This is a genomic window from Rhizorhabdus sp. P4_G6, assembly GCF_056401045.1.
The window spans coordinates 175,378-194,337 of sequence record NZ_JBFUKC010000004.1 but is presented as its reverse complement, the minus strand read 5'-3'; the positions used below and the strand labels follow the sequence as shown (position 1 = coordinate 194,337).

Genomic DNA, 18,960 nt, shown 5'->3' with positions numbered 1-18,960 from the left:
AACGATGAATGAACAGTCTGTTGCGTCTGTGACGTTGCGCGACGTGAGCCTGGATAGCGATCAGGAACGCGTATCGATGACTGCTGGCGAAGCCGCCGAAACTGTTGTGGGCGCGGTCAAGTGGTTCGACGCCACCCGCGGCTTCGGCTTCATCGCGACCGACAATGATCGTGGCGATGTGCTCGTCCATTTCTCCGTGCTGCGCGACCATGGCCGGCGCACCCTGCCCGAAGGCGCCCGGATCGCCTGCGAAGTAGTGGCGCGTGATCGCGGCCTGCAGGCCCGCCGCATCCTCGCCATCGACCTGTCGACCGCGACCGGCCCGGATCCCGATCTCATCGCCAAGCGCAATGCCGATCGGGTCGATCCGACCCAGCTGATCGACAATGCCGGCGAACCCGAGGCGGTCGTGGTCAAATGGTTCAACCGGCTCAAGGGCTATGGCTTCGTGGTCCGCGAGGGCGACACCCAGGACATTTTCATCCATATGGAAACCGTGCGCAGGGCCGGTTTCGCCGATCTCATGCCAGAGATGCGGATGAAGGCGCGCATCGCAGAGGGCCGCAAGGGTCCGCTCGCGGTGGAACTTATCCCCAACTGACGGTGGCGTTCCCGGCGCGGCCTCTCTGCGTGCTCGCGCTCGCTGCGCTGGCAGGCTGCACGCCCGGCGCGGCGCGCTCCGCCGATACCGCGGCTGCCGCCTCCGCGACGGGCGTGCCGCTGGCGCCGCTGGAGATCAGGACGGCCAGGGGTGTCGTCAAATTCCACGTCGAGGTCGCGTCGACGCCGGAGGAGCAATCGCGCGGGCTGATGTACCGGACCAGCCTGCCCGCTCATGGCGGGATGATCTTCCCGATGACGCCTGCCCGCTTCGCAGCCTTCTGGATGAAGAACACCTATATCCCGCTGGATATGATCTTCATCCGCCCGGACGGCACGATCGCCAGGATCGCCGCAAACACCGTTCCCGAAAGTCTCGATACGGTCGAATCGGGTGAACCGGTGTCGGCCGTCCTCGAGATTACAGGAGGCGGCGCGGCCGCGGATGGCATCGTCGAGGGCGACAAGGTGAGCTGGAAGAGGCCGTAACGGCGGTCGAGATGCGCGGGACCGCTCGTCCGGCTGAGCGGCCAAGGAGAGAGGCGCATCGAAGGACGTCCTCGATGCGGTGTCTCACCGAGCCCAGTGGCTCCTCGTTGACGGGCCGGCCGGCAATCTGGCGACGGGCTGGCCTTCGCCTCTAAACGGTTGCACGGCATGGCCGGCAAGCGCTAAGCGAGGTGCCATGCTCAAGAAGATCTTCACTTGGTGGAACGGTGCCACAATCGGCACGCTGCTGTTCAGCAAGCTCAACGGCAGCCGCGTGGGCGAGGATTCGCTCGGCAATGTCTATTTCGAGGGCGGCCGGACCACCGATGGCCGCGCTCGCCGCTGGGTGATCTATTCGGGAGCCAACGACGCCAGCCGGGTGCCCCCCGAATGGCATGGCTGGCTGCATCACAGCACCGATCTTACCCCGGACCAGCTGCCGCCACCGCGCAGCTGGCAGAAGACGCCACAGCCCAATCTCACGGGAACCGATGCGGCCTACCGGCCGGCGGGCGCTCTCGAGAAGGGCGGCGTCCGTGCCGCCGCGACCGGCGATTATGAGGCATGGAGCCCGAGCTGAACCATGAAGTCGTTGTTTCGTGAAAATATCGGCGAGGCGCTGGTTGGCCTGTTCGTCATCGTCTTCGCAGCCTGGTTCATATGGTTTGCGTGGTCGGCCACGGGCGGCGGCACCAAGTCCGGCGCGATCCATGTCCACGCGCTGTTCCCGAACTCGACCGGCGTGAACGTCGGCAGCGACGTTCGGGTCGCGGGCATGAAGGTCGGCACCGTCACCGCGCAGAAGCTCGATCCGCAAAGCTTCCAGGTCAACATGACCCTGGCGCTCGATCCGGCCGTGAAGCTTCCTGCCGACAGCAGCGCCGCGATCACCTCCGAGGGCTTCCTCGGCGCAACCTTCATCTCGCTGATCCCGGGTGGCGATCCCGCCCCGCTCAAAAATGGCGATACGATCGCCGATACCCAGGGCGCAATGGACCTGATGAGCATGGTCGGCCAGTTCATCAACAAGTCCGGCAGCAGCGCGCCGGCCGAACCTGCGCCTGCTGGAGCCGCCAAGCCGTGAAGCGTGTCCTGCTGGGCGCCGTCGCGCTCGGCGGCATTGCGGGCGCTGCGACCTGGGCGGTGAGCCAGGAGCAGGCGCCGATCGAGGCGGTGACCTCGGAAGAGCAGGTCGCGTCGCCGATTCTGGCGCCGGCCGCCGGCGACAGCGAGCCAGGCAACAGCAGCGCCCAGGCCGCGGCGCCGGGCGCCGTGGTCGAGAAGATTCCCGACAAGCCGCTGATCACCGAAGGCACGCCGCTCGATCAACGGGTTGCGGTGCTCGGCCTGCTCAACAAACGCAACGGCGAGTCACGCGACGTGACGCTCAGGCCGGGCCAGGCGATCCGGGTCGGCGACGTCGTCATCCGCCTGCGCGCCTGCGAGACCACCGCGCCGTGGGAGGACCAGAAGCTGACCGGCGCCTTCGTCCAGACCGACGTCCGCAACCGCGACGGCAGCTGGCGGCGGGTGTTCTCCGGCTGGCTGTTCAAGGAATCCCCGTCGCTGAACGCGGTCGAGGATGCGGTTTACGACGTGTGGCCCAAAAGCTGCACGATGGTGCATCCTGATATCGGGCCCGACACCGTGCGCCTTTCCGGATCGGTCGCGCCGTCCAAGGCGAAGAAGTCGGGCGGCGACCAGCCCGCCGCCGCGCCGACGGCGCCGCCTGCCACGCCCATCGCGGAATCCAACAGCGCCACATAGGCGTCACGGCTCACCTCGATCGCGCCGAGCGACTGGAGGTGATCGGTGATGAACTGGCAATCGAGCAGGGTGAACTTCCCCGCCCTCAGCCGTGCGACGAGGTGCGCAAGGGCGACTTTCGACGCATTGCTCTGGCGGCTGAACATGCTTTCGCCGAAAAAGGCGCCGCCCAGCTTGACGCCATAGAGGCCACCCACCAGGCGGCCATCATGCCAGGTCTCGATCGAATGGGCGTGGCCGCGCCGGTGCAGGTCGGCATAGGCTATTTCGATGGCGGGATTTATCCAGGTATCGGGCCGATCCGACGTGCTTGCCGCGCATTCCGACACGACCTGCGAGAACGCCTTGTCGGCGGTCACGGTGAAGCGCTCGGAGCGGATCGTCTTCGCCAGCGAGTGTGACAGCCGGAAGCCATCGAGCGGCATTATTCCGCGCTTTTTGGGTTCGACCCAGTAGACATCATCCGCGGCGCGGCTGTCCGCCATCGGAAAGACGCCGATGGAATAGGCTCTCAGCAACAGGTCCGGATCGATCGCCTTCATCGATTCACCCCTCGATCGAGGGAATTATAGCGGATTCGGACCAAATCGGAAGAGTGCTGGACATCCGGACGGTGCCGGCCGACGCGATGGATCGGAAAACGTCATTCCCCGTTCTTCATCGCCTCGCGCTCGGCACGGGCGGCCTCGAGGAACTGGCGCATGCAGCCGGTCTGGCCATTCGACCCCTGCGGCGAGCAGCTGTTGGGCAGGCCCCTGCGGCTGACCATGTCCAGCGTTCGGGCGCGATCGACCCAGCTCTGGGTGACCGCCTCGCGCTTCTGCTTCCGGAACTGCTTGGGGATGCGATAGCGCTCGCTCTCCGGCTGGCGCGCACAGACGATGATCTCCTCGTCGCTGCTGCGCGGGCAGGGATCGTTGCCGAACACGACGAGCGTGCTGACTCGCGGCGGTGAGTCCTCCGCCTTTTGGGCAGCAGCGAGCGGGGTCGCGGCCATGAACAATGGGAGCAGGATCAGCGATTTCATAGCTTCAGCTAGACGCGCTGGCGGCTTTCGGACTGCTGAATGACGTGCGTCCGGTGGCCAAAGGCGTCAGAACTTGATGCCGCACTTCTTGCCGTCGGCCTTGTCCTCTTCGCAGGCCTTGCGGGCGAGTTCGCGGAAGCAGCCGGAGGCGCCGCCCGAGCCGCTGGTGGAGCAGCTGTTGACGCCGCTACGGCCGACATATTCGAGGCTGGCGGCGCGATCGCCCCAATTTTCGTTGCCGCGGTCGCCGGACTTGCGCAGCTGCTCGGGGATGCGATAGCGCTCCGCCTCGGGCATGCGCCGGCAGACGACGATTTCCTCGCCGTTGCTGGTGGGGCAGGGATCGGTGCCGAAGATGGTGAGCACCCGTTCGGTGCGTTGCGCCTCGACCGGTGCCGCCAGCGGCAGAGCCATCGACAGGGCGGCGACCGCCAGAGCCGGAGAAAGCAAGCGGAGGGTCTTCATCGGCTCGGATCCTGTCCTATGGGTGCTTCTTATATGTTGCGCGACAGGTGAATGGCAATGCGGCAACCGAGCCGGATCGCGCCCGACAGCAGCGCATAAGCGGGCGCCTGCTCGGCGCCTGCCGCCAGTGCCGTCTCGCGATGCTCGACCTCTTCCGCGCGGAATTCCCCGATCGTGGCGCTCAGCTCGGGATCGCCATCGCCCAGCTGGTCGAGCTGTTCGCCATAATGGCGGTCGATCTCGGTCTCGATCGCGACGGTGCAGGCCATCGCCGCCTTCGGACCGATCAGCGCGGTGGCCGCGCCCAGTGCGAATCCCGCCACGTTCCACAGTGGTTGCAGCGCCGTCGGGCGGACGCCGCGCTGCGTCATCATCCGGTCGAAGATCGCCCGATGCCGGGCCTCCTGCTCGGCCATGCGCGCGATCGCCCGCGCCTCGTCCGAACGCTGCCCCATCACCGCCAGCTGGCCGGCATAGATACGGGTCGCGCCAAATTCCCCGGCCTGATCGACCCGCAGCATCCCGGCGCGTTGCTGTTCGTCGGCGTTCATATGCGGGATCTCCACAAGGCAAGGATCGCGAGGCCGCCCAGTATCGAGAAGATCGCGTTGAAGCCGGCCAGCGATATGCCGAACAGCGTCCATTGCGGCACGTCGCACTGGATCATCGGCGTCGCCATGATCTGCGAGAGCAGGTCGGCGCTCGATCCGCCCACGATCGGGGCGGAGCAGCGAGTGATGCCCGTCCACCAGTGATATTCGACGCCGGCATGGAATAGGCCGATCGCGCCGCTTGTGAGTATCGCCGCGACCGCCAGCGCCACCAGCATCCGGCCGAGCGGTTTTTCAGGAACCCCGAAGGCGAGCAGGGCCAGCGCGATCGCCGCATAATGCGGCCAGCGCTGCCAGTGGCACATCTCGCAGGGGAAAAGCCCGCCAACATATTGGGAGCCGAGCGCGCCGGCCATCAATGCTGCAGGAAGCAGGAGCGCGGCGAGCCTGGCCTGGGCGAAGCGGGTCATCATCCCGGTATAGCGGGTGACGCGCAAGAAATAAGCCCCCGCGTCCGCATTCCTCCTCCCGCCGGGAGGAGGAATCGGCGTTACCGCGCGCCGCGCTTCGCGCCGGCCAGCGCCGTGCGCAGGGCCGGCTGCGACATGCGGGCGATCGTCTTGACCGCATAGTCGAGCTGGAAGTCGTCGACGCCCTGCTTCTTGAGCGCCTCGGCGGTCAGGATGAAGCGGGGATCGGCCTTGCCGTCATCCTCGAGCACCTTGTCGTCGATCTTCGCTTCGTTGATCAGGTGGCGGCGCAGGTCGGCCTCGCGCAGGCGCGGCCGATCCTTGTAATCGGGGTCGCTGAGCTGTGGCACGAGAATGTCGGGATTGATCCCGCCTTCCTGCACCGACCGGCCCGACGGCGTGAAATAGCGCGCCGTGGTGAGCTTCAGCGCCGTGTCGTCGGACAGCTCCATCACCGTCTGGACCGAACCCTTGCCGAAGCTGCGTTCGCCCATGACGAGCGCGCGCTTCTGGTCCTGCAACGCGCCTGCGACAATCTCGGCGGCCGAGGCCGAGCCGGCATCGACGAGCACGATCACCGGCAGGCCGTGCGCCAGGTCGCCCGCGGTCGCGAAGCGGCGCTCGATGTCGGTCTTCTCGCGCCCGCGCTGCGAGACGATCTCGCCGCGCTCCAGGAAAATGTCCGACACGTCGATCGCCTGGTCGAGCAGCCCGCCCGGATTGGAGCGTAGATCGACGATATAGCCGAGTGGATCATGGCCGATCGACTTCTGGATGCCCGCGATCGCCGCGCGCACCGAATCGCCCGTGTTCGAATTGACGAAGGTGTTGATGTTGATGATGCCGACCTGGTCCTTGACCTCCCACTTGACCGGCTTGAGCTGGATCAGCTCACGGGTCAGCGAAACGTCGAACGGCTTGTCGCGGCCGGGGCGGACGACGGTCAGCGAAATCTTGCTGCCGGGCTTGCCGCGCATCTGGTCGACGGCCTCGTCGAGCGTGCCGCCATAGAGCAGCTTGCCGTCGAGATGGGTGATATAGTCCCCGGTCTTGAGGCCGGCCTTCTGCGCCGGGGTATCCTCCTGCGCGGTCATGATCTTGACGGCGCCGTCCTCCATCGTGACCGACAGGCCGAGGCCGCCATAGGCGCCCTGGGTCTGGGTCCGCATATTCTGGCGGTCGCGGGCGTCGAGATAGGCGCTGTGCGGATCGAGGCTGGCGAGCATGCCGTCGATCGCGCCCTTCATCAGCGTGCGGTCATCGACCTTGTCGACATAGTCGGCGCGGACGCGCTCGAACACGCTCATGAACTGGTCGAGTTCCTTGTAGGTGCTCATGTCGACCGCGCTGATCGCGGGCGTCAACGTGGCAACAAGCGCTCCGGCGCCGAACAGCCCAACCGAACGCAACAGGGTCTTGGTCTTCATCAGTCGCTACATCCCAGAGAAGGGTGCCATCCTACAGGCATTTCGCCTTGCGGCAAATAGGCCGGATCGACCCGGCCCTTAGCAGCAAGGTGGTTAGCGAAGCGTGTTCGGTCAATGCGACGTGGCGCCTTCGCGGCGATTCCGTCACCCTGAACTTGTTTCAGGGTCCACTTGTCGGGCTGGAGCGCTTCCTCGTGGAAGAGTGGATGCTGAAACGAGTTCAGCATGACGGTGTCAGGGCGCGAAGGCGCGGTGCGCGCGAGCCCCCGGCTGCCCGGCTCCACTCAGATCAGCAGGCGTTCGATCGCCTGGGCCAGGGCCACATAGAGCTTGCCCATGTCGGACGAGATCATCGTCACCGCGAGGGCGCCGCCGTCGCGGCTGGCGAGGACGCGGCGGAGCAGCGCCTCGAAGTCGTGGATGTAGCGGTTCACATGCTCGCGGAACTCGACATTGCCGTCGTACAGCTGGCTGATCAGCCCGGCTTCCTCCTTGCGCAGCAGCCGCACCGCGGCGCGGGTGAAGGCGCCGTGATCGCCGTGGAGATAGGCTTTCCACGCGCCATCGGGCACGTCGTGCGACAGCAGCTTGGTCACGTCGATTGCGGCCGAGTTGAGATGCTCGACCAGGATCGCGACCTCGCGGCTGACCTCCTCCTGCTCGACATGCTCCTGGCGCGCCTGCGCCTCGGCGACGCGCTTCTCCATATTTGCGCTCGCCTCGGCGATCGACAGCATCTGGGTCAGCAGTCGCTCGCTGGCCAGGTTGGCGGCGGTAACGGCGGCCTCGGCGGTGTCCGAGATCAGGTGGATGCGCTGCGTGATCTGGGTACCGAAGGTGCGTTCGATCGCCTCGGCACCGCTCTTCGCCAGCATCTCGCTGGCATCGGGGATGATCGATTCGAGCGCCGCCCGTGCGCCCCGCGCGGCTTCGCCTGCGGTTTCGCGAACCTTGAGGATCGCGTCGACGAGCTGCCCTCCCGACAGTTCGGACAGCGAGCGCATGTTCGATTCGCTTTCGGCGATGAGCCGGCCGAGTTCGTTCGAATGGTCGCGCAGCGCCTCGAGCCGGGCGTTGGCTTCCTCGGCGAAGGCATCGGACAGCTCGCGCTGGCGTTCGAGCATCGTGTCGCCCTCGGCGGCGATGCTGGCCATGCGGCGGGCGGCCTGGTCGCCCAGGCCGGCGATCGCCTCGCGCTGGCGGTCGATCATGGTGTCGGCGGAGTCGAGCCGGTCGGTGGCGCGCTCGACCGTCGCGGCGAGTTGCTCGGCCTGGGCGGTGATCGCGCGCATCGTCGCGTCGCCGCGCGCCGCTTCGCTCTCGACCCGCTGCATCGTCTGCGGCAGATCGCGCTCGACATTGCCGATGATCGAATCGAAGGCGATGCGCAGCCCGTTGGCGCGGTCGGTCAGGGTCCGCGCGCCGGCCATGCTGCTGGTCACCGCCTGGCCGAGATGGTCGACATGTTCGCTGAGCGTCACGATCAGTTCGGCGAGGTCGGCGGTCTGCTCCGTGCCGGTCGCGCCCAGCGCCTCGAAGCGGCTTTCGATGGCGCCCAGCGCCTGTTCGAGATTGGCGACGAGCCGGCGGGCATCCTCATCCTGGCGGGCGAGCTGCGCCGAGAGCGCCTCGGCGTGCGCGCTCATCTCGCCGAGCCGTTCGGCGATCGAAGCGGCGGCGACCGTGCCGGCTTCGTCCAGGGCGGCGCGGCCATGGTCGATAATCGCCGCCATCGCCTCGCGCTGCAGATCCATGCCCGCCCGGGTCTGTTCGATGGCCATGGTCGCGCGGTCGAGGGTGGTGTCGATCGCGTGGCCAAGGCCGGCCGTCGTCTCCTCGATCGTGCGCGCGGTGCGCTCGGTACGCGTTTCGATCCGGCCGATCTGGGTGGCGAAGCGGCCGGTGGCGGCGCCGATCAGCTCGTCGGCTTCATGGCTGCGGGCGATAATGGTGGTCAGCGCTTCCGACAGGCCCTCGGCATGCTCGCGCGCGGTGCCGCCGATGCCGCGGATCAGTTCGGCGACCTCGTTGACGATGCCGAGCGAGCGGGGAAGGTCCTGCATCAGGCCGGTCATGTCTGAGCGGGCGACGCCGGTGGCATCATGGAGCAGGCTGGTCTGACGGGCGAGAAGATCGGTTTCGTCGCGCATGTCCATGCTGATCTGCTGCAGCCTGCGGGCGGCACGGTCGCCCTCTTCGAACAGCGAGTCGGTATGGGCAGCAAGTTCGGTGCGGCGGCTGTCGAGCGCGGTGAGGACACGGCCCACCGCATCCTCGAGCCGGCGGCTCTCGACGCGCATCGACAGGGCCGTCTCGCCGAAGCGGCCGGCTTCGCGGCGAGTGCTGCGCTGGATCAGTATGTAGATGATGCCGAGCAGCGCGAGCGGCCCGCTGGCCAGCGCGACAGTGTTGGCGATGGCCGATGGATCGAGCGGGACAGGACCGGTGCCGACGATCCACAGCGCGATCCAGCCGGCCGCGGCCAGGCCGAACAGCGCGCCGATCGCCATGTCCGCGGCGCGGCGCGACGATCGCGGCGCGGCGGGCTCGGCACCGGCGGGGACATCGTCATCCGCCGTGTCGACGAGCAGCAGTTCGCCATGTTCATTGTCGCTTTGGGCAGCTGTTTCAGGCAGTTGCCCTGCCGCCGCCGCTGCGCGCACGGCATCCGCCTCGGCCGCATTCGCGGCGCGCCAGCTATCCAGTGGATGCGGTGCCTTCCCCATGCGCCGGGATTCTATAGGAATCGCGAATCGAGCGATAGCCTCAGCCTAACGAAATCTTAACCCGATTGGCCGCTTATCGGGGCATGTCCTTCGAACCCGGCACCCTCGATCATCTGCTCGCCGAAGCCGTCGGCGGCGACAGCGCCGTCGCGGGTGAATTGCGCGCGCTGTTCCTGGCGTCGGCAACCATGCACCTCGCGGCGATGTCGCAGGCCGGCGGTGCCGCCTCATGGCGCGACGAGGCACTCAAGCTGCAGGGTCTCGCCGCCAGCTTTGGCATGACCGGCCTGATGCAGGCCGCAGCGCGCGCGGCATGCGCTGCGCAGGATCCGCTGCTGCTCGAGTCGCTGGCGGAAGCCCTGGCCGGGTGCCGCTGACAGTCGCCTAAAATGATGGGCTTTGCCGAATCGGCTTGCAGCGCCTATCCCGCTCCGCTTGCCGAAGGGGGATCGAGACTTGCCGCTCGCAGCGCTTATCGCCGCGCAGGACCAGACGGATAGCGGAGACGGGCTGCGGGCGACACTGCCGCTCGCCGGCCGGACGCTCGTCGAATATCAGGCCGGTCTGGCGCTGGCGGCGGGAGCGGGCCATGTCGTCATCCTGGTCGAGCGGGTTCCGGCGGCGCTGGCGCAGGCCGTGGATCGGCTGCGTCGGCAGGGCGCCCGGATCGAGATCGCGCGCAGCGTCGCCGATGCGATCGACCGCATGCATCCCGACGAGCGGATCCTGCTGATCGCCGATGGCGCGATCGTGGCGCAGGGGGCGGTCGATGCCCTCGTGGCCGGACATGCACCGGCACTGCTCGCCCTGCCCGATACCCAGGATCATGCCGAGTTCGAACGGATCGACGCGGCGCAGCGCTGGGCGGGTTTCGCGCTGCTCGCCAAGCCCGCGCTCGAGGCGACGGCGCAGATGCTCGGCGACTGGGACCTGGGCTCCACGCTGCTGCGCCGCCTCGTCCAGGCCGACGCCGTGCGCATCGAGGCGCTGAACCCCACCGGTGATCGGCCGTTGCCGCCACCGGTGCTGGCGATCGGCCCATCGGCGATCGCCACGATCGAGGCAAATCTGTTGCGCCGCGCCGATCCCGGCGACGGCCATTGGACCGAACGCTATGTCCACCGCTTCGTCGCGGCGCCGCTGATCAGGCAGCTTGTCGCGCGGCAGATCGATCAGATGCATGTCGCCATCGCAGCAATAGCGCTTGCCTGGATCGGGGCGCTGCTTGCGGCATTCGGTCTGTTCTGGGCGACGATATTGCTGCTGCCGCTTGGCGCGGCCATCGCGTCCGCGGCGCGACGGATGGCGCGGATCTGGATCGGCGTCGCCGCGCCCGCGGTGCTGCCGGCGCTAGCGCGCCATGCCGCTGGCCTGGCCGCGCTGATCCTGCTCACCAAGGTCCTCGCGGCGCAGGGCGGCTGGGGCTGGTGGATGGTGGCGGCGCTGCTTCCGGTGGCTCTCGCTGGGCTGCTGGCGCTGGAGCCGATCGTCGAGGCGATCCGGCCGCTGGCGCCGTCGCCCTGGCTGGCAAGCGCGGACGCACTGCTGTGGGTGGCGCCGTTCATGGCGGTCCTTGGCGGCTGGCGCTGGATGGTCGTGGCACTGGCCGGCTATGCGGTGATCTCCTTCCTGCAAAGGTTCATTGCGGCATGGAAGGGCGCACGGATTTGTGACAAATGAGGGTTTAGCTTCGATTTAACGACATTCCTATATGACCGAAGCATGATGGGGCTGGACGACGAACGGCTGGAGGGCGAACGGCCCGCGGGAACGCGATGGCTGACCGACGCCGTGCGCGCGCTCGATGGTCTCGAAAATCGCGTCGGCCGCGCCGCCAGCGAGCTGTTCCACAACGACGCCTTCAACCTTTCGGACCAGCACCGTGCGCAGATCACCCAGCTGATGCGCGCGCTGATCGGCGCGATCGAGGACGAGCTCAGGATTCGCGTCGGCAATGCTCTTCCAGCCGATTTGCCTGCCGGGCTGGCGGCCGCGCTCGGTGCCGCGCATGTTGCGATAGCGCTGCCGCTGCTGGAGCGCACCCAGCTGCTGCGCGAACCCGACCTCATCGCGGCGATGCTGCGCCGCGTCGACGAGCACCGCCTCGCGCTGCGGCTGGGCCGTGATTCGCCCTATCATTCCGCCGATCTGGCGCAACGGCTGCTCGACCTCGGCGACGAAGCCATCGCCGAGGCGGTGATGGCGCTGCTGATTGCCGAGAGCCGCCGCTACGATCAGTTCGGGGATCCGGCGCTGGCCCGTACCGACCTGCCGCCGGGGCCGCATCGCCGGCTGCTGTGGGCGGTTGCGGCGGCGCTGCGGCATTACCTGATCCGGCAGCACGCGGTGCCCGACGCGCAGGCGGACCTGCTGCTTGCCGGCGCCGTCCGCGATCTGCTCGACGATCATGACGATGACGACACGCTGGAGGGGCGGGCCGATGCGCTGGCGGCGCTGCTCGGCGGCGCCGGCCTGCTCGACGATGCCTTGTTGTCGGCCGCGCTCGAGGAGGGCTGGCTTGCGCTTTTCACCGCCGCGATCGCGCAGCGGGCTGGAATAGATTCGGCGGGCGTCTGGTCGATGGTCGCCGATCCGTCGGGCATGATGCTGGGTACGGTCCTGCGGGCGATCGATTGCGGCCGCGACGCGGCCGTGACGATGATCTGGCGGATCGGATCGGCCGAGGGCGCGGACGAAGAGGTGCTCGTGGAGCGCGCCGACGGGTTCGATCGGCTCGCAGTGCGCGATGCCGCCGAGGCGGTACTGATCTGGCGACTCGACCCCAATTACCGCCGTGCCGTGATCGAGATCGGCGGCGGCCGCAGCGCCGGAGACGGGCGGTGAACGCCCATATCGCGGTTCGGCCTGTCCATGGAAGGATCGACGGTCAAGGCCGGCTGGTGGAGGCGGATCCGCCGCTGCTGCACCTGCAGGAACAGGCGGGCGGGGTGCATGGCGGCGGGCTGGCGGTGCCGCAGCTGGCCTCGCTGGCGCGGTTGGCCCGGCGGCTCAGGATTACAATCTCGCGGCGAGTAGTGGCCGCCCATGGCGATCAGGATGTCGATCTATGGGTGCGGGTGAAGCCCGATGGCGACGGCGTCGAACTCGCCATCACCGGCTGGCAGGACGTGGCCCCGAGCCAGCCGCAGCCGGGGCTGGAGGCGGTGCGTTGGCGCGACTTCAGCCGAGCGGGCGCGGACTGGATCTTCGAGACGGACACGATGCTCCGGGTCACCCAGCCGCCGGTCGGAATGCCGGGCGCTCTCGGCCAGCCGATCGACCTGCTGTTCGCATTGAGTCGCGACGAAGCCGGCGGCAGCCGCATCGCCGGTGCGGCGCGAGTTCATGAACGGTTCGAGGACGATGGCGCCGTCCTGCTGGTTGGCGCGGGCATCCCGGTGTGCGTCGCAGGGGTGCCGCTGGTCGACGGGCTAGGCGGGCTGGCCGGCTATCAACTGCTGGTCAGCCGCCGGTCGCCCGATCCCTCCGGCGCGGGCCATGGTGCCGACTTCATCCTGTTCGACGAGGCATTCGGTACTCAGCTGGGCCGGGCCATGCGCGAGCCGCTCGACCGGATCATCGCCAACGCCGACGCCATCCAGGATCGCGGCGACGGGCCGGTGCGGCACGATTATACCGCCTATGCGGAGGATATCGCCGGCGCCGGCCGCCACCTGCTGGCGCTGGTCGAGGACCTGGTCGACCTGCAGACCATCGAGCGGCCGGACTTCCGCCCGGAGGCGGACGTCGTCGACCTGGCCGACACGGCGCTGCGCGCCGCCGGCCTGCTCGGCGTGCGCGCAGCCAATCACCATGTCCGGATCGACGCCGCCGCGCCGGCGCAGCCCGTGATGGCCAGCGGCGACTTCCGGCGTATTCTGCAGGTGCTGATCAACCTGCTCAGCAATGCGATCCGGCATTCGCCCGCCGACGGGACGGTGTGGATACGCTGCGAGCGCGAAGGCGACATCGCCGCCGTTGTGGTGGCGGACGACGGCCGCGGCATCGCCGAGCAGGACCAGGAAAAGATTTTCGATCGCTTCGAGCGGCTGGGACTGCGCGACGGCAGCGGCAGCGGCCTGGGCCTGTACATCTCGCGTCGCCTGGCGCGCGCGATGGGCGGGGATCTCGGCGTCGACAGCGCGCCGGGGCGGGGCGCGCGATTCGTCCTCACGCTACCGGTGGCAGCTGCCTTCGACCGGCCGGGCGTCTAGAGCATGATCGTTTGAGGTGGAAGCGCGTGGCGCTTCCGCCGAAACCGTGAATCATGTTCTGTCAATGGTTTAGCGCAAAAAGGCGGGACTTTCGTCCCGCCCTCGATGCTTGCGGCTATCGCCTCGTCAGCGCTGGCTGACCGGCACATAATCCCGCTGGTCCGGGCCCATATAGAGCTGGCGGGGGCGGCCGATCTTCTGTTCCGGATCGGAGATCATCTCGTTCCACTGCGCCACCCAGCCGACTGTGCGGGCAAGAGCGAACAGGACGGTGAACATCGTCGTCGGGAAGCCGATCGCCGACAGGATCACGCCCGAATAGAAGTCGACATTCGGATAAAGCTTCTTGTCGATGAAATATTGGTCGGACAGCGCGATCCGCTCGAGTTCGCGCGCGGTATCGAGCACCGGATCGCTGATCCCGAGCTTGTCGAGCACTTCGGTGGCGGCCTTGCCGAGCACCTTCGCGCGTGGATCGAAATTCTTGTAGACGCGGTGGCCGAAGCCCATCAGCCGGAACGGATCGTCCTTGTTCTTGGCGCGGGCGATATATTCCGGAATGCGATCGGGCGTGCCGATCTCGCGCAGCATGTTGAGCGCCGCTTCGTTGGCGCCGCCATGCGCCGGACCCCACAGGCAGGCGATGCCGGCGGCGATGCAGGCGAACGGGTTGGCGCCCGACGATCCCGCGAGGCGGACGGTCGAGGTCGACGCATTCTGCTCGTGATCGGCATGGAGAATGAAGATCTTGTCCATCGCCGACTCGATCACCGGATCGATCTCATATTCCTCGGCGGGAACGCCGAAGGTCATGCGCAGGAAGTTCCCGGTGTAGCTCAGATCGTTGCGTGGATAGAGGAAGGGCTGCCCGACCGCATATTTATACGCCATGGCCGCGATTGTCGGCATCTTGGCGATCAGGCGGTGCGAAGCGATCATCCGCTGTTTCGGGTCGGTGATGTCGGTCGAGTCGTGATAGAAGGCGGACAATGCGCCGACCACGCCGCACATGATCGACATCGGATGCGCATCGCGCCGGAAGCCGCGATAGAAGGTCGCGAGCTGCTCGTGCAGCATGGTGTGGCGGCTGATAGTGTAGGTGAACTTGTCCAGCTCTTCGCGGCTCGGCAACTCACCGTTGAGCAGCAGGTAGGACACTTCCATGAAGCTCGACTGCTCGGCGAGCTGGTCGATCGGATAGCCACGGTGGAGCAATATGCCAGCGTCGCCGTCGATATAGGTCAGCGCCGACTGGCAGGAGGCGGTCGAAGTGAAGCCGGGATCGTAGGTGAAGGCGCCGGTCGCCGCATAAAGCTTGCGGATGTCGATGACGTCGGGGCCGACCGTGCCCGACATGACGGGATATTCCGACGCCTTGCCGTCGAACTCCACCTTAACTTTGTCCGCCATCTTCACTCCTCCTGGTTCGCCCCTTCACCGGCAGGCCGGCTCGGTCCTCGTCCTGTATGCTTTCACCCGTTCTAACCCAGTCGATCGTCCAGCCGCCCCAGGCTCTCGTCGCGGCCGAGCAGCGCCAGCACATCGAAAATACCCGGAGAGGTGGTGCGGCCGGTCAGCGCCGCCCGCAGCGGTTGCGCAACCTTGCCGAGGCCGATCCCCCCGTTTTCCGCCACCGTCCGGACCGCCGCCTCGAGCGCGGGCGCCGACCAGTCGGCAGTGGCTGCAAGGGCGTCGCGGGCCTGCGCCAGCAGCGCCTTGCCCGGTTCGTCTAGCAGCGATGCGGCCTTCTCGTCCATATCGAGCGGGCGGGTGCGAAACAGAAAGGTTGCTCCCTCCTTCAACTCATTGAGATCCTTAGCCCTTACCTTCAGGAAAGGAATGCTGCGAAGCAGTAGTTCATGGTCTTCCGGGCCGAAATCGCGGCCCAGCTGCGCCGCGACTCCGGGCGCGATCAGGTCGGCCAGCCGGGCATCGGCGGCTTCGCGGATATAATGGCCGTTGAGGTTCTCCAGCTTCTTGAAATCGAACCGGGACGGTGAGCGTCCGACGCCATCCAGGCTGAACCAGCGTATCGCCTGCTCGCGGTCGATGATCTCGTCGTCGCCATGGCCCCAGCCCAGCCGGAGCAGATAATTGTTCACCGCTTCCGGCAGCATTCCCATCTCGTCGCGATAGGCATCGACCCCGAGCGCACCATGGCGCTTGGACAGCTTCGCGCCATCCGCGCCGTGGATCAGCGGGATATGGGCGTAGATGGGATCGGGCCAGCCGCCCGAGATTTCATTCAGTGCGCGAATCATCGCCAGCTGCCGGAAGGCGTTGTTGAGGTGATCGTCGCCACGGATGACATGGGTGACACCCATGTCATGATCGTCGACGACGACGGCGAGCATATAGGTCGGGCTGCCGTCGGAGCGGAGCAGGATCATGTCGTCGAGCTCGGCATTCTGGACGGTCACCGGTCCCTGCACGAGATCCTCGATCGTCACCTCGCCTTCGCGCGGCGCCTTGAGGCGGACGACGAAGGGCGTGCCGGCTGGCGCTTCTGCGGGGTCGCGATCGCGCCAGCGGCCATCATAGCGCAGTGGCTGCCTGGCGGCACGCTGCTGTTCACGCAGCTCGGCCAGTTCCTCGGAGGTCGCATAGCAGCGATAGGCGTGCCCCTTTTCGAGCAGCTGCTGCGCCACCGCGGCGTGGCGATCGGCGCGCGCGAACTGGTAGACGGCATCCCCGTCCCAGCCGAGGTCGAGCCAGTTCATGCCGTCGAGGATGGCGTCGATCGCGGGCTGCGTCGACCGGGCCCGATCGGTATCCTCGATGCGAAGCAGGAACTTGCCGCCATGATGGCGGGCGAACAGCCAGTTGAACAACGCGGTTCGCGCACCGCCGATATGTAGATATCCGGTCGGAGATGGCGCGAAGCGGGTGACGACCTCGGCTTTGGGGGTCTGATTTTCGGTGCTTGCGCCCACGCGCGCTTTCTCCAAGATCGGCACGATGGCCAGCGAAGTCGAGGCGCCCCGTATAGCATTTTCGGCTCCGGTCAAATTGGCCGGCGAGTCGGGAGCGGCCGGCCATGATCAGAGCGGGGTGGTCGATGCTCGATCGCGCACCTAGCGTAGCGGCTCCGCCTCTTCCAACGGGCGGCCGGGCGGCCATGGCGCGGATGCTAGATCGGGTCGAGCGTGCGCTCGAAATGGAGCGCGACCAGCTTGGCTTGTGGGTGCCGGTCATGCTCGCCGGCGGGATCGCGCTGTGGCTGGTGCTGCCTGACCGCTTGGCCTGGCTGGCTGGCATGGCGGCGCTCGCGGGCGTGGCGCTGGCCGGCGTCGCGACCGGCGTCGAGCGCAGGATCGGCCGTGCCGTGCTGGTAACCGGATTGGCGGCGCTCATCGGCATGGTGGTGATATGGTCGCGGGCCGACTGGGTGGCGGCGCCGCGGATCGATCGACCGCTGGTGGCGATGGTCACGGGACGGATCGAGACGGTCGAGCGGCTTCCGGCGCGCGAGCTGGTCCGGCTGACGATAGCGACCGATCCGGCCCTGCTGCCGCCGCGTATCAGGCTGAATGTCGATCAGGCCGACCTGCCCGCCCTGGTACCCGGCGGCGCGCATATCGCAGTGCGCGCGCGGCTGATGCCGCCTGCACCCCCGGCGGTGCCCGGCGGCTATGACTATGCCCGCACCGCCTGGTTCCTCGGCATCGGCGCCGGGGGAAAGGCGCTCGATCCGCCGAAGATCGATGCCGGCGCGGGCGGCGGCGGCTTTTCAACCTGGCTTGCCGACCGCCGGGCGCGGCTATCGGCGCATATCGAACAGCGGGTCACCGGCGCCAGCGCAGGTGGCATCGCCGCATCCTTCGCCACCGGGGACCAGGGGGCGATCGGCGAGGAAGACGCGGAGGCGATCCGGCGATCCGGGCTGGCCCATCTGCTGTCGGTGTCGGGGCTGCACGTCTCGGCGGTGGTCGGCGGCGTGATGCTGCTTACCCTGCGGCTGTTCGCGCTGAGCCCCCGGCTGGCGCTGCACGCGCCGCTGTTGCTGGTCGCGGCCGGCGCTGGCGCGCTGGCGGGGATCGGCTATACCCTGTTGTCGGGCGCGCAGGTGCCGACGATCCGCTCGTGCGTCGCCGCGCTGCTCGTGTTGGCCGGCATTGCCATGGGGCGAGAGGCGATCACGCTGCGGCTGGTCGCGACGGGGGCCCTGATCGTGCTGCTGCTGTGGCCGGAAGCGCTCGCGGGGCCGAGCTTCCAACTGAGCTTCGCGGCCGTCACCGCGCTGATCGCCTTCCTGGAACATCCCAAAGTGGTATCCTTCTCGGCTGGGCGGGACGAGCACTGGGCGGCTCGGCTCGGGCGCTCGCTGGCGGTGCTGCTGCTCTCGGGGGTGGTGATCGAGGCGGCGCTGGCGCCGATCGCGCTGTTTCACTTCCACAAATCGGGTCTCTATGGCGCCGCCGCCAACATCGTCGCGATTCCACTGACCACCTTCGTCATCATGCCGCTCGAGGCGGTGGCGCTGCTGCTCGACATTGCTGGCCTGGGTGCGCCCTTCTGGTGGCTGGTGTCGAAGGCGCTCGCGCTGCTGCTCTGGATCGCCCATCGGGTCGGCGACGCGCCGGGTGCGGTGGCGATGCTGCCGAGCATGGCGTGGGGCGCCTTCGCGCTGATGATCGCGGGCGGGCTGTGGATCGCGCTGTGGCGGACGAAGATGCGGCGCTGGGGCACCGTGCCGCTGGTGATAGGTGCCGTCTGGGCGCTGCAGTCCCCGGTGCCGGACCTGCTGGTGACGGGCGACGGCCGGCATGTTGCCGTGGTGCTGGCGGACGGACGGGTGGCGTTGCTGCGGGATCGTGCCGGCGATTATATCCGTGACGTGCTCAGCGAGGCGGCCGGGGTCGATGGCGAGCCGGTGCCGATCGATGCGCTCCAGGCGGCGCGCTGCTCCGCGGACCTGTGCGAGGCGCAGCTCCGGCGCGGCAGCCGCGCGTGGACGCTGCTCGCGACCCGGAGCCCCTATCTGGTCGACATCGCCCGGATGAACCGTGCCTGCGCGCGCGCCGACATTGTCATAAGCGACCGGCGGATGCCGCGTTCGTGCCGCCCGCGCTGGATCGTCATCGACCGGCCGTTACTGGCGCGCAGCGGGGGTCTGTCGATCGATCTGGAGCGCGGCGTCGTCGAAACCGTGGCCGGGTCGGTCGGTCGCCATCCCTGGTCCGTGTTCCGGCCCGGATCGCCTACTCGTCCTTGATGTCGCTAT

18 protein-coding genes and 1 pseudogene are annotated in these 18,960 nt (G+C 67.7%); 10 read left to right on the top strand and 9 right to left on the bottom strand.

The features are described 5' to 3' along the window. Window positions 1–4: 4 nt before the first annotated feature. From AC1DPF_RS06670 to AC1DPF_RS06650, 5 genes and pseudogenes are all read left to right on the top strand, one after another. On the top strand, window positions 5–601 hold the full coding sequence (locus tag AC1DPF_RS06670) for a cold-shock protein (protein ID WP_477868423.1): 597 nt from the start codon (window positions 5–7) through the stop codon (window positions 599–601). Window positions 602–630: 29 nt separating this feature from the next. After that, on the top strand, window positions 631–1,089 hold the full coding sequence (locus AC1DPF_RS06665; protein WP_477868425.1) for a DUF192 domain-containing protein: 459 nt from the start codon (window positions 631–633) through the stop codon (window positions 1,087–1,089). Window positions 1,090–1,285: 196 nt separating this feature from the next. Continuing rightward, complete coding sequence (locus tag AC1DPF_RS06660) at window positions 1,286–1,669, top strand: NADH:ubiquinone oxidoreductase subunit NDUFA12 (protein WP_477868427.1); 384 nt, start codon at window positions 1,286–1,288, stop codon at window positions 1,667–1,669. Window positions 1,670–1,672: 3 nt separating this feature from the next. Continuing rightward, on the top strand, window positions 1,673–2,173 hold the full coding sequence (gene mlaD / locus AC1DPF_RS06655) for an outer membrane lipid asymmetry maintenance protein MlaD (protein ID WP_477960329.1): 501 nt from the start codon (window positions 1,673–1,675) through the stop codon (window positions 2,171–2,173). Beyond that, window positions 2,170–2,643 (top strand): annotated as a pseudogene (locus AC1DPF_RS06650) (DUF2155 domain-containing protein); the annotation flags it as partial. The gene mlaD and the pseudogene AC1DPF_RS06650, both read left to right, overlap by 4 nt. A gap of 35 nt (window positions 2,644–2,678) precedes the next feature. On the opposite strand, the gene aat reads toward AC1DPF_RS06650, so the two are convergent. The 7 genes from aat to AC1DPF_RS06615 form a co-directional block, all read right to left on the bottom strand. Next, entirely contained in the window at window positions 2,679–3,398 is a 720-nt protein-coding gene (gene aat / locus AC1DPF_RS06645) for a leucyl/phenylalanyl-tRNA--protein transferase (RefSeq protein WP_477868431.1), read from the bottom strand. A 101-nt stretch (window positions 3,399–3,499) separates the two neighbouring features. Next, complete coding sequence (locus tag AC1DPF_RS06640) at window positions 3,500–3,883, bottom strand: hypothetical protein (protein ID WP_477960327.1); 384 nt, start codon at window positions 3,881–3,883, stop codon at window positions 3,500–3,502. A 66-nt stretch (window positions 3,884–3,949) separates the two neighbouring features. After that, entirely contained in the window at window positions 3,950–4,348 is a 399-nt protein-coding gene (locus AC1DPF_RS06635; RefSeq protein ID WP_477868435.1) for a hypothetical protein, read from the bottom strand. A gap of 29 nt (window positions 4,349–4,377) precedes the next feature. Continuing rightward, window positions 4,378–4,899, bottom strand: coding sequence for a demethoxyubiquinone hydroxylase family protein (locus tag AC1DPF_RS06630; RefSeq protein ID WP_477960325.1), 522 nt, complete (start codon window positions 4,897–4,899; stop codon window positions 4,378–4,380). Then, window positions 4,896–5,369: a disulfide bond formation protein B gene (locus AC1DPF_RS06625; RefSeq protein ID WP_477960402.1), complete on the bottom strand. Its 474-nt coding sequence runs from the start codon at window positions 5,367–5,369 to the stop codon at window positions 4,896–4,898. The genes AC1DPF_RS06630 and AC1DPF_RS06625 overlap by 4 nt, the downstream gene beginning before the upstream one ends. Before the next feature lie 80 nt (window positions 5,370–5,449). Further along, window positions 5,450–6,796, bottom strand: coding sequence for a S41 family peptidase (locus AC1DPF_RS06620; RefSeq protein ID WP_477868437.1), 1,347 nt, complete (start codon window positions 6,794–6,796; stop codon window positions 5,450–5,452). Window positions 6,797–7,080: 284 nt separating this feature from the next. Beyond that, entirely contained in the window at window positions 7,081–9,522 is a 2,442-nt protein-coding gene (locus AC1DPF_RS06615) for a hypothetical protein (protein ID WP_477868439.1), read from the bottom strand. Between the two features lie 83 nt (window positions 9,523–9,605). Between AC1DPF_RS06615 and AC1DPF_RS06610 the strand changes: the two genes are divergently transcribed. From AC1DPF_RS06610 to AC1DPF_RS06595, 4 genes are all read left to right on the top strand, one after another. After that, window positions 9,606–9,899 carry a hypothetical protein gene (locus AC1DPF_RS06610; protein ID WP_477868441.1) on the top strand — a complete coding sequence of 98 codons (294 nt, stop codon included), beginning with the start codon at window positions 9,606–9,608 and terminating at the stop codon, window positions 9,897–9,899. 79 nt (window positions 9,900–9,978) lie between these two features. Further along, window positions 9,979–11,202: a hypothetical protein gene (locus AC1DPF_RS06605; RefSeq protein WP_477868443.1), complete on the top strand. Its 1,224-nt coding sequence runs from the start codon at window positions 9,979–9,981 to the stop codon at window positions 11,200–11,202. A gap of 42 nt (window positions 11,203–11,244) precedes the next feature. Next, window positions 11,245–12,366: a DUF2336 domain-containing protein gene (locus AC1DPF_RS06600; RefSeq protein ID WP_477960323.1), complete on the top strand. Its 1,122-nt coding sequence runs from the start codon at window positions 11,245–11,247 to the stop codon at window positions 12,364–12,366. Then, window positions 12,363–13,736, top strand: a complete 1,374-nt coding sequence (locus AC1DPF_RS06595) for a sensor histidine kinase (RefSeq protein WP_477960321.1) — start codon at window positions 12,363–12,365, stop codon at window positions 13,734–13,736. Before AC1DPF_RS06600 ends, AC1DPF_RS06595 begins: the two co-directional genes overlap by 4 nt. Window positions 13,737–13,862: 126 nt before the next feature. Here AC1DPF_RS06595 and AC1DPF_RS06590 read toward each other — a convergent pair whose 3' ends face one another. Further along, window positions 13,863–15,146 (bottom strand): citrate synthase, encoded by a 1,284-nt coding sequence (locus AC1DPF_RS06590; protein ID WP_477868449.1) that lies wholly within the window; start codon window positions 15,144–15,146, stop codon window positions 13,863–13,865. Between the two features lie 71 nt (window positions 15,147–15,217). Then, window positions 15,218–16,669: a glutamate--tRNA ligase gene (gene gltX, locus AC1DPF_RS06585; protein WP_477868451.1), complete on the bottom strand. Its 1,452-nt coding sequence runs from the start codon at window positions 16,667–16,669 to the stop codon at window positions 15,218–15,220. A gap of 185 nt (window positions 16,670–16,854) precedes the next feature. Between gltX and AC1DPF_RS06580 the strand changes: the two genes are divergently transcribed. Next, the gene (locus AC1DPF_RS06580; protein WP_477960318.1) at window positions 16,855–18,951 is read left to right on the top strand and encodes a ComEC/Rec2 family competence protein; all 2,097 of its coding nucleotides are present in this window, start codon (window positions 16,855–16,857) and stop codon (window positions 18,949–18,951) included. Window positions 18,952–18,960 lie beyond the last annotated feature (9 nt).